General features: G+C 39.4%; 11 protein-coding genes and 1 CRISPR repeat array (1 of these 12 only partly in view). Of the genes, 1 reads left to right on the top strand and 10 read right to left on the bottom strand.

Annotated features, from left to right (window positions below):
• Positions 1-244: a CRISPR direct-repeat array (repeat unit 31 nt; unit sequence CTTTTAATCGCACCGCTTATGGAATTGAAAT); it reaches 4,255 nt to the left of the window's first position.
• Between the two features lie 312 nt (positions 245-556).
• The 3 genes from KCV26_09430 to KCV26_09420 form a co-directional block, all read right to left on the bottom strand.
• On the bottom strand, positions 557-2,134 hold the full coding sequence (locus tag KCV26_09430; protein ID WZX35547.1) for an IS66 family transposase: 1,578 nt from the start codon (positions 2,132-2,134) through the stop codon (positions 557-559).
• A gap of 95 nt (positions 2,135-2,229) precedes the next feature.
• The gene (gene tnpB, locus KCV26_09425) at positions 2,230-2,589 is read right to left on the bottom strand and encodes an IS66 family insertion sequence element accessory protein TnpB (GenBank protein WZX35546.1); all 360 of its coding nucleotides are present in this window, start codon (positions 2,587-2,589) and stop codon (positions 2,230-2,232) included.
• Positions 2,573-2,950, bottom strand: coding sequence for an IS66 family insertion sequence element accessory protein TnpB (locus KCV26_09420; GenBank protein ID WZX35545.1), 378 nt, complete (start codon positions 2,948-2,950; stop codon positions 2,573-2,575). The genes tnpB and KCV26_09420 overlap by 17 nt, the downstream gene beginning before the upstream one ends.
• A 398-nt stretch (positions 2,951-3,348) precedes the next feature.
• On the opposite strand from KCV26_09420, the gene KCV26_09415 reads away from it, so the two are divergent.
• A complete protein-coding gene (locus KCV26_09415) occupies positions 3,349-3,438 on the top strand; it encodes a hypothetical protein (protein ID WZX38367.1) in 90 nt (29 codons plus the stop codon).
• A gap of 1,501 nt (positions 3,439-4,939) precedes the next feature.
• Here the strand turns inward: KCV26_09415 and KCV26_09410 are convergent.
• From KCV26_09410 to KCV26_09380, 7 genes are read right to left on the bottom strand one after another with little or no spacing between them, the layout of a single operon-like run.
• Entirely contained in the window at positions 4,940-5,860 is a 921-nt protein-coding gene (locus tag KCV26_09410) for a hypothetical protein (GenBank protein ID WZX35544.1), read from the bottom strand.
• 5 nt (positions 5,861-5,865) lie between these two features.
• The gene (locus KCV26_09405; GenBank protein ID WZX35543.1) at positions 5,866-7,401 is read right to left on the bottom strand and encodes a putative DNA binding domain-containing protein; all 1,536 of its coding nucleotides are present in this window, start codon (positions 7,399-7,401) and stop codon (positions 5,866-5,868) included.
• Positions 7,402-7,405: 4 nt separating this feature from the next.
• Positions 7,406-8,314 carry a hypothetical protein gene (locus KCV26_09400; protein WZX35542.1) on the bottom strand — a complete coding sequence of 303 codons (909 nt, stop codon included), beginning with the start codon at positions 8,312-8,314 and terminating at the stop codon, positions 7,406-7,408.
• Positions 8,315-8,322: 8 nt separating this feature from the next.
• On the bottom strand, positions 8,323-11,535 hold the full coding sequence (locus KCV26_09395; protein WZX35541.1) for a type I restriction endonuclease subunit R: 3,213 nt from the start codon (positions 11,533-11,535) through the stop codon (positions 8,323-8,325).
• A gap of 1 nt (position 11,536) precedes the next feature.
• Positions 11,537-13,537 (bottom strand): hypothetical protein, encoded by a 2,001-nt coding sequence (locus KCV26_09390; GenBank protein WZX35540.1) that lies wholly within the window; start codon positions 13,535-13,537, stop codon positions 11,537-11,539.
• 6 nt (positions 13,538-13,543) lie between these two features.
• On the bottom strand, positions 13,544-14,122 hold the full coding sequence (locus tag KCV26_09385) for a hypothetical protein (GenBank protein ID WZX35539.1): 579 nt from the start codon (positions 14,120-14,122) through the stop codon (positions 13,544-13,546).
• 1 nt (position 14,123) lies between these two features.
• Positions 14,124-15,035 carry a nucleotidyltransferase gene (locus tag KCV26_09380; protein ID WZX35538.1) on the bottom strand — a complete coding sequence of 304 codons (912 nt, stop codon included), beginning with the start codon at positions 15,033-15,035 and terminating at the stop codon, positions 14,124-14,126.
• Between the last annotated feature and the right edge of the window lie 108 nt (positions 15,036-15,143).

The raw sequence follows: 15,143 nt of genomic DNA, 5'->3' as shown, positions 1-15,143 counted from the left end.
TAGAGGCAAGAATACTTTTAATCGCACCGCTTATGGAATTGAAATGTCTGAAACAAGACGATAGTCTTTTACTACATTTGACTTTTAATCGCACCGCTTATGGAATTGAAATAGGGGGATATCTCCTGGGCGAACGTAGTGGCAATGGCTTTTAATCGCACCGCTTATGGAATTGAAATTGAACTGTGGATTGTCTGCAAAGTATTTGTTATACTTTTAATCGCACCGCTTATGGAATTGAAAGACAGGAATATCCAATAAATTCAAAAAGAGATCTGATCCATCAATATTCCATACAAACCATTTCGATTTTTCGGAGCTGTTTTTTATATGTTCAATAGTGAATTGGGATAGAAGTTTTACAAATGTTGTGCAAATTAGAAAAACAGTAAGCACCCGAGCAACTACCTCTTGATTATTCCGGAGCATACGCACCCACGGATTTGATCTGATTATTCATTCCGACAGTTACTGGATCTCCAGTAAATTGTTAGCGTATTATTAGAGTGGCTATAGGCATTTATTAGAGCATTATTAGATTTTGACTGGTGATTCGCTAGTTTCCTTCGTTTTTCCAGTAATGCGGCAAGAGCTTCTTCAGGTTTTCTTCATTCCCCGGTTTCTGGTAATATGGCATCTTGCCTATAACATCGATGAGCCACTCCCGCGGGTTCACGCCCTGCTCCTTGCATGAGGTCAACAGGGAGCAAATTATGGCCGTGTTCCCGGCTGCCTCGTGGTTGCCACAGAACATGAAGTTCTTTCGAGACAGGGCAATGGGACGGATGGCATTTTCAGCCATGTTGTTGTCGAGTTTCAGCCTCCCATCCAGCAGGTAATTTTTCATTCGAGGCCAAAGTGAGTAGGAGTAACCGATGGCTTCACCGATAAGGCTCTGGGGAAGGACCTTCGGGTAGGTTTTCTCCATCCAGGCTTCAAGCGACTTCATGATAGGAGCTGCAAGTTCCTCCCTGAGTTTGGCCCGTTCCTCGAACGGGAGGTTTCGCTCATCGGCCATCCTCTCTATACGGTATAGCTGCTGGATCTCTTTCAGGGCATGTTCTGCCAGTGCCTTATTCTCATTCAAGGCCTTCTCGTAATAGCGCCTTATGTGGACCATGCAGCCAACGAGACACACCTGATCCTCCTTGTCAAAGACATTGTAAGCTTGCCACCCGTCACTTTGCAGGTAACCGGTAAAGGATTTCAGTAAGGTACCCACGGTTTCCTGAGACCTGGAACCATCGTTGTAATAAAAGAAAACCAGTTTCTTCATGACCGCTCTCACCATCCACAAGTATTCTTTCTTTGCCTTGTGACTTTCCTTGTTGATCACCGGAAGTGTGGTTTCATCCACCTGGAGGTAATCAGTATCAATAATCTCTTTCTTCAGTACCTCGTAGAGTGGCTTCAGGAGCTCACAGGCCGGTTTGAACCAGCCGGAGATCGTATTCTCCGGTATCTTCACCCCCAGATGCCCCAACTGCTGTACCTGGCGGTAAAAGGGGAGATGATACACATACTTCTGGAGCAGGATCTCAGCCAGGAGACTGGCACCGGGAAGTCCCTTGTATATGGGCAGTAACGGGAGCGGGGCGATGATCACACCGGATGTGCCATCAACCGTCGGGGCAGTGTTGTCTTTTAAAGCGTACTTGGGGCGCACAAGCTCTTTCACATACAGCTTCCCGGGTTCAAACTCAAGTGTGCGGGTACGTTCCTCACCGATACGCTTATACTTGTTCAGGTCAAGTTCTTCCGGTTCCAGCACAACCTCCACCACGGGCAGACCCTCCAACATCTTGCGGTTGGATCTCTCTTTCTTCCTGGCGGGAGCCTGCTCTTCTATCTGCTTCTCGGCAGTAGCACGGGCCGCTTCGATCTCGGCAAGCCTTTCCTCTTCGTCTGCAATCGTTTCAAACAGGGAGAGCTGGCCCGGATCCAGTTGCGAGAGTTTCTCGCTTTTACGCCCGTAGAACTGGCGGGTGAACCAGGCGATCTGTGCCAGCAGCTTATCCATCCGCTGCTGCATCCCGGTGAGCTGTCCGGATAGCTTCGCGTTAGCCTCAGTGAGCTGACGGATTTGTTCCGCCTGCGATTGTATGAGGAGCTCTACTGCTTGCATCTGGTCCATTTACCGGGCTTTTATTCAGTCATAAAAATACTAAAAAAACCTGATCTGGACAAGCTTTCAGGAGATTATTCTCACTCTTTTCCCGATTATTTTTATCACCCGTGTCTCATCGCTTTGAGCCTCTTCAAGCGGCTTCCCGGATCATCCTGTATCCCTTCCACCATCATCACCAGATCGCGCCACTGCATGGGATAGGAACGACTCTTTTCATCGTACGCGGGTATGCGGAAGGTACCCTCCTCGAGCCTTTTCATGTACAGAACCAACCCTCCATCTTCCGCATGCAAAAGCTTCATGGTTGTACGGTTTCGATTGATGAAGATGAAGACATCACCCATGCGGACATCATATCCCATCAGGTTTTGAACCACACCACAGAGCGAGTTCATCCCTTTTCGCATGTCTGTCTTTCCCGGACACAGGAAATAGCGCATGGTGTCATTCAGGCAGAACATGGCGTGAGCAGATTTGATTCAGTAAATTGATCGCGAGCTCTGCCTGGGCAGTGCCAATGAAACTAACCTGAATACCTCCCGGGAGCTTGATCCTGATCTCTCCCTGACTGCTGCGTGGTGATGAAGCCGGCGAGGATACAGGGGCTTTAACGGGAAGATTGATACTGATCGGTGCCAGCGTACTCGTGGGTGCCTCCGGTGCATGATTGTTATAGGGACGGGTGAGTCCGAACTTGGTTTTCCAGTAGTGAAAGCTGGAGACCGTATAGGACTCGTTCGCACAAAAGTCCTTGATGCTTAACCCGCTTTTCTGTTGGCGTTCCAATATTTCCAGGAATTCTTCTTTGCTTACAGGCTTCATAAAAAATAGGTTTGCCGGCAAAGATCGAAAAAAACCATTTACGCTAAAATGGGTATTTTATCGGGGGCTTACGAAAAACAAAAACGCTATCAATCTATTTATCAGATTAATAGCGTTTTCATTTGCGGTATGGACGGAATATGAACCTCAAGGCCAACCAACTTCCGCCCAATATGTTAGCAAAGTCTGAAAATCCACGCTCACGAATTGCCACCGTGATTTCTTCGGTGATTTTCAACTTTCTGCAATTTTGTCAATGAACTACCTCACAAAGGTAAGGAATATTTATGAAGATGCAATTATAAAAAATCCTGTCCGAAAAAAAGTAATAATTTCGGACAAAATCCAAACAGTCTAGAATATGTAAAAGTTCAGTCTTGACTTACTGAACCGTGTAAATACCTCAATCATTGTTCTCCGGGTCTTATATTGCATTGTATAATTACCAATCATCTGTTTTACGACATCCTCACCTCCCTTTACATTAAGCATCGATTCGAAATGTTTGACAGTGTTGTCATATACATCCCGACCGGTATTTCTCATGTATTCATCAACCGCTTGCTTGAAAAGGGCTACTGTTTCTTCAGGAAACTCATCGGCTATATGCTTGTAATATTGTTCTAAAATATTACAGCGGAGATGTTTCGTCAGGTATGCCAATAAACGTGCAGTCTGTTTCTCTTCCACAAAAATATCAGCAATACTTGAGATAAACCAATTGTTCCCTTTCTGGTAATGCTTTATCAACTTCTCATTTTCCGCAGCCCATTCGTCTTCTGAAAAAGTTGATTTATAGGGCCGGTAATATTCAAGGTGAAAAGCCCTATCAATAAACTTACGGGATATTCTCCGTATCTCTTTTGCATTGCTTTCTTTCCGGGCTATTTCCAACAGGTATTCATCCCAGCAAGAATGATATCCATTAAAACTGTTGTTCGTATCTTTACTTTGGATATACTCATTGATCAATCTTTTCGCCTCCTTGTATTTATTATCTGCAATCATCTCTTTGACAATAATTTGACGAAAGTCTTCAATCTGTAGATTTTCTTCAAGTATTCTCTGTGCGGTCTGAGCGTCTCCTCGCTGCTTATAAAAGTCGATTTTCCGCTCCAGAATTTGTTTGGCTTCATAAGAGTTTTTATCCGAAAGGCTACTGAACAACCTATCCTGCATCGAAATATAGGCTTCAGGATCGGTATCTTGCGTCAGATTCATTACCAGATCGTTAAACAGATTCCGGGTAACCTTGTCATATTTGTTCTTTCCTATTTCCTTTTTGCAATATGCCAAAAGTCCTTCCGCTGTTAGACAACCAGCTTCGTATGCTTTTTCAAGGATATCGAATGGCCCATACAAATACTCTTCACTGATATATCCATCCGGATCAACATCAATTCTCCTCGTCCATTCAGCATACTCTTCAAGACAGGCTTTGGCTATCAGGATTGCTTCCTTCCAATTATCCTGTTCAATATACTCTCTTGCCTTATTTAGCCATTGATCCAAAACATCGATTTCAAAGCTGTCGTAATGATAATCGTAGATATCATCCATATCAAAATCGATGTCCTCCAAGGCACAACGTATGATTTCCGAATAATCAATATTTCCGTGCTGTTTTTGTTGAGGAGTAAATTCCAGCAAAACAGTCTGTTGGAATGAGCTATTGTGCAATCCGAAACGGATAACAAACTCCTGCAAATCATTTAAAGACATTTTCCTAACCACATTCTCAAACATTCCTTTTTCAGGCTTCGACCTGTTCTTACTAATGCGTTCATTAATAGCCTCCTGAACAATTGGTATATGTTTGCAAGGATAATAATCACTGGGGCAGGAACATGAAAAATTCCGGGTATTCCTGCCGTCGGTTTCTATCTTTATGGTGTAGGTTCCATAGTTTCCCCGATACCTGGCCTTCCAAAAGTTTGGACTTGTTTCCTGTAATTCGATTATCTTGTTCATAAAGTGATAGTATATTGCTTACCGGGCAGGTTTAATAATAAATAGCACATCGAAAAGAGGGGTTCTATGAATCAATTTGGCATGATTTGGACTGTATCTATTCCTTTCATCTATTGTAACAAGCCCAAGATGATAAAACAACACGTCGAATATCCTATATGAATAGCAATATGTAGCCACTTCCTCTTGTGAGCTATATCCCTCTGTAACTTCGCCAAGCAATAAGGGGAATGCTTTAAAATATTTATCGGAATAGAATGTATCTTTTTGGTCTTTCTTCCCGTATTTATGCAATAGCACAAGATTAAAACCGAGACCTACATATCCGATATTTTCAGACGAATAGAAATCGAAATAGGCGGGATTATATTTTGTAAACATCACGATTAATAAGCCCGACAACAACTTGCGGTTATCCTTCATTAATTCCTTTCCTTGTTTTGTCAAAGAAAGAGTATTGTTACGTTTCTTTACTGCCCCCATCAATTCTACAGCTATTCTTGCCATTTGGACAGAGACAGAATCTTTCTCCGTACGCAATTTAACGATACCACTCTGGATATGAGGTTCAGGGGCTCCCGCGGAATACACTTCCTTCACGATACGTGGTGGAAGGTTCCCCGTTTGGGTTAATTTAAGATTTTCTTCCTTTTCGATAATTTCCAGCAATCTTTTTATCTGCCGGAATAAAGGCACAGAATTACAATCTTCATCGACAAAATCTGCCAATTGAACAGGACAGTTCTCTCCAAACAGATTATACATGATATACTGCATTTGAGTAGGAGAATAACCATCGAAATGTGCTAACGGGCGATTATTTTCAATTTGCATCCATTCGGCAACAAATTCGTTGAGTTGTTCGATAGTTGGAGTACCGATTCCTGTTTCCCGTATCCGTTTTTCAACGTATTCTTGTAGTTCCTCTTTCTTATTCATAAAATTCATTTTTTCAATAACTCTAAAAAGACAATGCCTCGTTTTGTTATGCGGAGTTTTTGTTTCGGATGATTTTTATTTCCCGGAATAGTATTCTCTATGAGTTTATCCTCAATTAGCTTTGATACTATTTTTTCTAATTGACCGGAGATTTTCTTTTGTCCGAACGCTTCAGATATTTCTTTTCGAGAAAGAGGAACTTCCATTATTTTGTGAAGAATTTCGGAATACATTGTAGGATTGTTCAACTCCCCCTGCAACTCCCCCTGCAACTCCCCCTGCAACTCCCCCTGCAACTCCCCCTGCAACTCCCCCTGCAACTCCCCCTGCTGCCCTTGCCCTAACTCTTGCCGTGGATCTTGCTGTAACTCTTGCTGCTCAGCATAATCAAGTTTCACAAACTGTACCTGAAACGATAATCCCGTTTCTTTCCAACGGAATTCTATTTGAGGATATTCTTTCAATTCATCAGCTATAAGCTTCAATCCATTTCCCCATTGGTCGATAATCCCCATTCGTTTGAAGACAGGCGCGATAACTTTGTTGCGGGCATCGCTCTGACGACTTTCCATCGCCGCATAGTCAATAGAAGGAGGCAAAAGTCCCGGACTTGTTATTTCGACCATATCATCATAAATGGCCACTTTGATATCTTTTCCGGAAAGGGACAGGTCTCGGTGAACCACCGCATTCCGGAGGACTTCCCTTATCGCCTTTACCGGATATTCCCAACGGGAAACGGTATAGACGCCCTCCACAACAGCGCCTTTGTTTATATGACGTAACACAAAATTATAGGCTTCCTCTGCCTGTGTGGCGATATTGGTCAAAATGCTCTTCTGATCGATAAATTCCTCCGACGTAACACCTTTGAATCTTGCACATTCCACCTTGACAAAAGGAAATAGGGAACGACGAAGCTCATCATCAGAGAACAAGACCAAAGCATTAGTCGGGTATTCCACACCGTTTACTTCTCTGATGAGTTCTAATTTACGAAGTGCTTGAATATCTAACTTCTCTCCGGTTTTATCTTTATACTCCTGCTTAAAGTTCTCGATATCCAGTTCAGAGGCGGGCTTATCCACCACCAATTCACTATCGAAAGATATATTGCGTTTCCTACGCTCCAATTCAGCTATAATCTCTTCATCTGCCAAACGATTAGATGAACCAACCCGTATATACGTTCCATTATGTTTTCCTTTATCTTTCCGATAATATGGGAACGAGCTGCCACGATACACGGTAACCCGTATAATAAGCTTATCTTCCTCCGTTAGAAACGTGATATCAGGTATAATAGCAGGGTAACATCGATCAAAGATTATATTGCTAATCTGCTCCTCCATTTTAACAAGTTCTTCTTCCGGAAGCCCAACAATCTCTCTCGGGTTATTTTGGATACCAATATACAGTTCTCCCCCGGCATCATTTGCAAAAGCAATGATGGTATTCGCCAAGTCAGCACTTACCGGAAGAGCTTCCTTGAACTCTAACCGTCTGCCTTCGGGCTGTTTTATGATTTCTTTGATTCCCATAATCTTATCTTATTGCCTGCTTAATCAAACTCATGATATACTCTAAATTATTTGTATCTGAGACATTCAATTCATAATCACCGTTTCCCCAATGCCCTTTTAGAGAAACATCACTTGCTATTTTCTTCGGATCATCTAATTGTCCTTTAGGAAGATTGATCCAAATTTTCAATCCTATTTGCTGGATACGAATATCGGCAATATTCTTCTCTTTCTTGAATGCTATATACAATTTCTTTGGATGTGATTCAATATCCGAAGCTAAATTTAAAATAGCGTTTTTGTAATTTTCATATAACTCTATTACCTCGTCAGGCTTTCCGGTTAAATGGTCTTCTTCGGTGTACACTTTTATCTCTTTTACTACTTTCTTAATTTCAGATTCGTCATTATTCTGTATTTGTTTAATACTGGGAGCGGATTGAGATTTCTTGAGCGGATTAATAACGATAATACCGTTATTGAATTGTTTTATTTCCCACAATTCAATAGGCAAGTCTTTAAAGTTGGATGACTGGCGCTGAAAATCGGTAAATGAAGGAGCTACAAATATTACTTTACTTTGTGACCAATCGACATCCGATCTTTTCAGATTTTTCTTTTGAGATTCGTTATGCTCAATTATAAAGTCAGCCTTATATTCCAACATTAAATTAAGGTATGACACTCCTTGGTCAACAACGCTGTAATTCCTGCTCTGTTTATATTCGAATATTACAAAGGATTGACTTTCCTCATCGAATGCCAATGTATCAATACGATTACTTTTTATCCTAAACTCCGATTTGATAAACTTATATCCGAAAATCCTTTCCAAATTATTTTCTATTATTCTTTGAATATCTTTCTCCAATTTAAAAGGTATTTCCTTTAAACCGATTAACTCGTTTTTATTTTGCTGGAATAATTGCATGGTTATGTTTATCTATTCTTTTTAAAGTTTTCAGCTTGTTCAAATATCTCAATATATACTTCATCGCGTTCTACCGGAGGATAGCCGAATTCGTCAAGCAATAATATCAATCCAACTTTTAAAGCAGATTTAATATCTTCCCGCTTATCCCAGTCCGGATATTTAGCCTGCGTATCAACCAATACTTTCACGCTTTTAGCTAACTCAATCATTTTATCATCAGGATAAGTAAAGTCGTATTTAACGCACAACGATTTGAGTATGTCGTAAAAAGCTTTTTCTTCAAAATCAATCCCCAATTCATCTCCTGCATTAAATTCTTTATGCACATCCCATATCAGATTGGTCAAGGTTTCCGCCATCTCCTCATAGACTTCACTTCGTAGAATATCATTTGCTTCGCGATTATTATAACGCTCCACTACGGCTTGCATTTTCTTTGTAAAGTCGATGCCTTTTATCCTGTTGACTTTCCGTAAATCCCCTATAACCTTAGCTAACAACTGTTGCAATAGTTTGATTTTCGTGTTGGGCAGTTTAATTTTATCAATTTTTGCCAGATAGTCTTTATCAAAAATATCTTGTCCGGTTTCGCTTTCACCTCCCAGTTTAAATATTTCTTCTACCCCGTCGCTCTCTAATGCTGCTTTTATCATTTCCTGAACCTTGGCATTCATCCGCGCGGTATCGGGGGCATCTCCTTTAGTCAATTTGAAAACAATGGAACGGACAGCCAGATAGAAATGGGTATAATCCCGTTCCTGTTGTGTCAATTTCTCACTTCCTACGCATATATCATAAGCCGCCTTTAGTCGCTTCACCAATCCCATGAACCGAACTTCCGACTCTTTGGTCTGCTGCACAAACTCCGCGGCAAGGTTCAACGTGTTCAATTGTTCGAGATTATCTCCGTGGAAATAGTTTGTATCGTTGAATTTATGCATCAATCTGGCCAACAAATCTAAGTGGTCTCTTACAATTACCAACGATTTATCAATATCCTCAAAATTATGTTTATCGCCCCTACTGTACTTGGCAAGTGCGAGATTCATTTGCTTTTTGATACCGATATAATCGACCACCAGGCCTTTGTTTTTACCCTCCACTTTGCGGTTTACCCGGGAAATAGTCTGTATCAGGTTATGCTGTTGAATCGGTTTGTCGATATAAATCGTATCCAACGAAGGCACATCAAACCCGGTCAGCCACATATCAACCACGATAGCAATTTTAAAGTTCGATTTTTCATTTTTAAATTGCCGGTCAAGTTCTTTGCGGTATTCTTTTGTACCAAGAAGATTGTATAGTTTCTCATCATCATTATCCCCATCCCTTGTCATCACCATTTTGATCCGCTCTATCGGCTTCAATTCCCGTTTGTCTTTATCCGTAAGTTCAGCCCCTTCTTCGGCTTCACGGGTTTCGTTCCACCCTGGGCGCAGGACTATAATGTTTTTATATAGTTCATACGCGATCTTTCGATTACTACACACGAACATCGCTTTGCCTTTCACAGTTGCACCTTCAGCAACCCTTTTTTCATAATGATTGACAAAATCCTCCGCAACCGCTTTCAATCTTTTGGGGTCACCCAAAATTGCGTCCAGTCTGGTAGTCTCCTTCTTGCTCTTGTCAATTTGATATTCATTGGCCCCGGCTTGTGCAGCCTCTTCATAGTAGCGTTCAATTTTTTCTAACTCGGAATTATTTAGGGCGACTTTGGCAGCCCTGCCTTCATACACAATCCGTACAGTAATTTCGTCACGTACCGATTCAGTCATTGTATAAGCATCCACTTCCTGACCAAAGACATCGAGCGTGGCATCAATAGGTGTTCCTGTAAATCCGACAAAAGTAGCGTTTGGTAATGAATCATGCAGGTATTTCGCAAAACCAAATGATTTTGTCACTCCACTCTCGGTTATCCTGATTTTCTGCTCCAGATTTATTTGGCTCCGGTGTGCTTCATCCGAAATACAGATCACATTGGTTCTTTCGGAGAGTAGTTCGGTATCTCCCGTAAACTTTTGTATGGTGGTAAGGAATACACCCCCGCTTTGCCGTCCCTGTAGTTTCTCCCTCAAGTCAGCACGGCTTTCCACACTCTCTACCGTATTATCCCCAATGAACGTCCTGGCATTGACAAACTGTTTTGACAGTTGATCATCCAAATCGTTCCTATCGGTAATCAAAACAACGGTAGGGCTTCCAAAGTGCTCACTTTTCATCAGCAAGCGTGTCAGGTAGAGCATGGTATAACTTTTACCGCTTCCCGTGGCACCGAAGTAAGTTCCACCCTTGCCATCCCCTAAAGGCTTTTGGGCTTTTTTTATATTCTCAAATAGAGCACGCGCGGCATAGTACTGCGGATAGCGGCTAACAATCTTTTCTTCCTTTTTGCCTGTGTCGGGAATAAAAATAAAATTACGGATAACATCCCTCAACCGATTTTTATGGAACATCCCCTGTATGAGTGTAAACATGCTGTCAATACCATCTACTTCATTCGGTTGTCCTGCTATGCGTCTCCACGCGTAGTAAAATTCATAAGGCGCAAAGAGTGAACCGGCCTTGTTATTCACCCCGTCGCTGATCACACAAAAGGCGTTGTATTTTAGCACCTCAGGTATATCCCTGCGATAGCGGACTGTCAACTGATTATAGGCGTTGAAAATGGTAGCATCTTCCCGAATGGCAGATTTAAATTCAAATAGCACCAAAGGTAAACCATTGATATATACAATGCCGTCTGGGATCCGTTTTTCGGAACCATATATTTCGAGTTGGGTCACAAAACGATAAATATTTTTATCTTCCGGAATGTATTCCTCTTCTATGTCCGCGACAATGGTAATCAGTTCTTCCGCGCTATATTTGTATTTCTCTAATCCGGTATAATCGATCAGTTGGATATAGATATCCTTCTGATTACGGTCTTCACGTTTCAGGATAAACCCGTCCGAGAGCATTTTCATAAAACGCTTGTTGCTTTCGTACAGATCAGAGGCCGGCAGCGATTTCAGTTCCAAAATAATAGACTTAATTTCCGTATCAGTCAATCCCTGGCTCTTATACCGACTGCTTAGATAACAATATAAATCACCTTCTATCAGCACCTCATCAATCTGACGCTGCAATGTATTTCCCGAACTATGTAGGTAACCCTCCTGAGTTAATAGTTCGGAAAATGATTGTTCTAATTTCGCCTCTGTGAATTTCATTTTAGTCTTCTAATTTTTTTCTTAATCTCTTATTAACTTCATCCTCCACCCAATTCGTTCTATCTTTTTTTAACTGCCGAATTTCAGGTAATCCTTTAAGCATAATAATTAATATATCTGTTAATAAGTTAACTATTACTGCGGGAACAATATAACTCCAAAAATTATTACTGTTATCACCATACATATAGTAAGCATAAAAACCTATAGCCGAAAGGAAAAAGATCAAAATAGGAAATATTAAATAAAACAATAATCTTTTATTTCGAATTTTCTTACGATACACCTTTTCTACCTCAGCTTTAATTGTTTCTCTCAGCGCATTCGTTGTTTTATCTGCACTCTGTTTATACCTACCTTTTTCTTGTTGTTCTAACGTCAGTTTTGTTTTTGTTTCTTCTAAATCATCGACTAATTGCATTTTTACACCTTGAATCTCCCTTGTCATCTCAAGTGCAATTTTATCTTCATTTTCACCAAGTAATCTTTTCCTATGGACATCTTTTGCAATTCTAATCGTCTCTTCACTGGGAAGTTGTGCAATCTGCTCATTTTTTTCTAGCATTAAAGAAAGATCTGCAACCTTAAAAGCATCACGATTAGGAATTAATCCCCTCCTAACCATTGACGCAAACAAAGGAATATAATCCGTAGCATCTATATTTACCCCACCGTTATTTACTGCTAATACGTTTATTATAGTTTCTAACTTTATAGACATCGGCAAGTCTTGCACTGAGGGCTTTTGTTTCGCATAATTATTAACGGAAACTTCTTGTGACAAAATAAAATACTTTCCTTGTTCTCTTAAATAGTTTACACCCGCAATTAAGCCAACGTCATGTATCAATGCATTTTGGCGCTTATCATGTCCTGTAATTTGGTAAAATATCGCATTTAATTCAGATTGTTTTTGCTCGTCATTCTGTGACTTTTCTATCACCTCTTCCAATTTCGGATCATGATCGAATAACTCAATCCTAACTTTCTCTTCAATATACTGTGGTATCTCTAACAATTGAGAGAAAAATCGTTCGAAATCAGAATAAGTACGACATCTCCGAGCTATCGCAGTTTTTGTATATTGATCATCTGCTTCCTTTATAACATCAAGCTGATATTTTTCAACCATTCGCAGAATTTCATCTCTCTTATTTCCAACTGTATTCTTGTACTCTTCTTTGGTAATATATAAAACCCCGACCTCAATGTTTAATGATTGAAAAACTTCTTCCAAAGATTTAAATGAAGGGTAATACTCGCTTGATTCAAGTCCTATGTGCATAAGTATATTTGTATCCAATACACATTTACAGTCCTTAAATGTTTCAATAGATATATCGTCCGCACCTACAGAATTCTTAATAAGTTGTGCAGAAAAAGATGAAGTCCCATACTCCCACAAGTAAGAATCGACAACACTATCTTTTGTTGTTATAAAGCGAACAAATTTTTCGCATAAATCTTTTTGCTCTTTCTTTTCAATTTGCTCGTTGTTTAAAGTACGTCTGTTTATCGAATCCAAAATACTTTCTTTACTCCCCGAAATTGCCGACATTCTCTTATAACATAAATCGGCAATCCATTCGTTCGAATATAATTGAAAAAAAGATACAGTAATATCTTCCAACCATTCTTTTACAGCCTTTTCATCCGAAAAGAAAGGTTTAAAATAAGTTTCTATTATGTCTACTTTTCTCCTTTCCGATTCTTGATATGATGAATCTATTTTCTCTCTCTTACTTGTTGAAATATGGTATCTACCTTTATGCAAAGTGATAGAGCTGTCCTCTACTAACAATGACAAACAATTTCTAATCTCATTATCATCGAGGTTCTTAACATTTAGAATCGACTTATATTCAGCTATTATCTGCTTCTCCGAGAGAGGATTATTACTAGCATAAATAATTTTAATCAATAACTGAGAGATTGCGGCTTTTGTCAATGATTTATTTGTCGAATCCAATCGCAAGTATATTGATTTTAAAGTTTTATCCATGGTTACTTAATTTATTTTTGTAAGTTGAATATCTCCTGTTGTTTTGCGAGAAGTCCAATATTCTCCTTCTAAAGTCTTAGCATCATCACAAATTTCTAATCTTGTCGTTCCATAATGAATGCCACTACAATCTCTTACAGTCGCTTTTGGATTATTTTGGTAGGTATAAATTAATTGATTTAATCCTCTATCTTCATCAATATCGAATGAGCCACAAGTGCTAATACTCGAACTTTCGTTGGTTTTTATCTTTATTTGTATATTGAAGAAGTGATGTTTAATGACCACATCTACTAGTATAGAAGCATGACCATGATTATAAGTTGACTTAATCACACCTCTCCATTTTCCAGATAAGCAAGGAAAAGGAACAAGCCAGCCTTTAAATATTTTACATCTCCAACCCCACAGAACAAATAGCGTACATATAAGAGTAACAATCGTAACCGTAGTTGTAACATCTTCCCATATAGAATCTAAATCATTAAAATTAAGATTATTCCGAAAAGAAGATATTAGCAAAAATAATGCTATAGAAAGAATAACAATTGCAGCTATATAGCGATCCACGTTATATTTAACCATACTATCCTAATTGTAAATAATTCCACATCCAATACATAGACTCATGTACATCTCTCCGATTCCATTTATGTCCTCTCATTAAATATAGTAAATCAGAAACTTCTCCCCATTCATCATATAGTGACGAATCTTCTTTTGTACCGTTCCATAAATAGAAAATCGCATCTTTTAATATATCATTCCATATACAATTATATCTATTTTTATTGTATGTTTCCGTGGGTACATTGAAAGCCAAGCATTCCAATAAAAAAGACGTAATGTTATCATTAGAATGATAATTATCATTATTCATGTTTATTCGAACATTTTTGAAAATACGGGTGAGTCGCTTAAATCGCCTTAATGTATTGGTATTTTTGTCGATTCCATTCCTTAAATGTTGTTTAGGATAGTTGATGATTCTTTTAATTGGATTATCATCCGCGAACAATACAACTCCTTCAATATAATTTCTATTATTTGCATTGTCATATCGGCGAAATTTCCAAGTCGGAACTACATCTATTTGAATACGATTTGTGTTACCTTTTACTGTAATACATTTATTCTTTCTTATAATTTCCGATCGACCATAATAAGAAACCAACATACTTTCAATATCATTCTTAAATACTTGAAAACTGTAATTTATTGAATTTCCTAAACCATAATCATTTGCCACTCTCCCTTCTGGAAGAGAATAATAGAACCCGCCTGCATAACAAACATTGATATCAATATCACTATTTAAGCGAATGTTGGTATTATTAGCATATGAGCCCTGCCCAAACACTTCATAATCAGAATATGACACTATTGTACTCGCAGATAATGCTCTTCGTAACATAATTTCTGCATTATGCAGTTTAGTTTCTTCACTATCGCTTGCGGGGCGACACATTCGGTTCAATTGTTCTTCTGTGTATTTCATTTTGTAAACAGGAATTAAAAATACAGTGAAAATGGGAAAATCCTGTACAGTGTTTTTGGGAACATTACCTACAGTATTTTCGGGAACAGGAATACAGTAAATTCTGAG

Source organism: Petrimonas sulfuriphila (genome assembly GCA_038561985.1).
Classification (GTDB): domain Bacteria; phylum Bacteroidota; class Bacteroidia; order Bacteroidales; family Dysgonomonadaceae; genus Petrimonas; species Petrimonas sulfuriphila.
Note: the sequence above shows the minus strand (reverse complement) of the source record. Positions and strands in the feature narration are given on the sequence as shown.

Coding starts and splice junctions, on each gene's coding strand:
- KCV26_09395 (WZX35541.1), bottom strand. CDS start 11,535: ATGAAATTCACAGAGGCGAAATTAGAACAATCATTTTCCGAACTATTA.
- KCV26_09400 (WZX35542.1), bottom strand. CDS start 8,314: ATGCAATTATTCCAGCAAAATAAAAACGAGTTAATCGGTTTAAAGGAA.
- KCV26_09420 (WZX35545.1), bottom strand. CDS start 2,950: ATGAAGCCTGTAAGCAAAGAAGAATTCCTGGAAATATTGGAACGCCAA.
- KCV26_09410 (WZX35544.1), bottom strand. CDS start 5,860: ATGAATAAGAAAGAGGAACTACAAGAATACGTTGAAAAACGGATACGG.
- KCV26_09405 (WZX35543.1), bottom strand. CDS start 7,401: ATGGGAATCAAAGAAATCATAAAACAGCCCGAAGGCAGACGGTTAGAG.
- KCV26_09380 (WZX35538.1), bottom strand. CDS start 15,035: ATGAAATACACAGAAGAACAATTGAACCGAATGTGTCGCCCCGCAAGC.
- tnpB (WZX35546.1), bottom strand. CDS start 2,589: ATGTTCTGCCTGAATGACACCATGCGCTATTTCCTGTGTCCGGGAAAG.
- KCV26_09430 (WZX35547.1), bottom strand. CDS start 2,134: ATGGACCAGATGCAAGCAGTAGAGCTCCTCATACAATCGCAGGCGGAA.
- KCV26_09390 (WZX35540.1), bottom strand. CDS start 13,537: ATGGATAAAACTTTAAAATCAATATACTTGCGATTGGATTCGACAAAT.
- KCV26_09385 (WZX35539.1), bottom strand. CDS start 14,122: ATGGTTAAATATAACGTGGATCGCTATATAGCTGCAATTGTTATTCTT.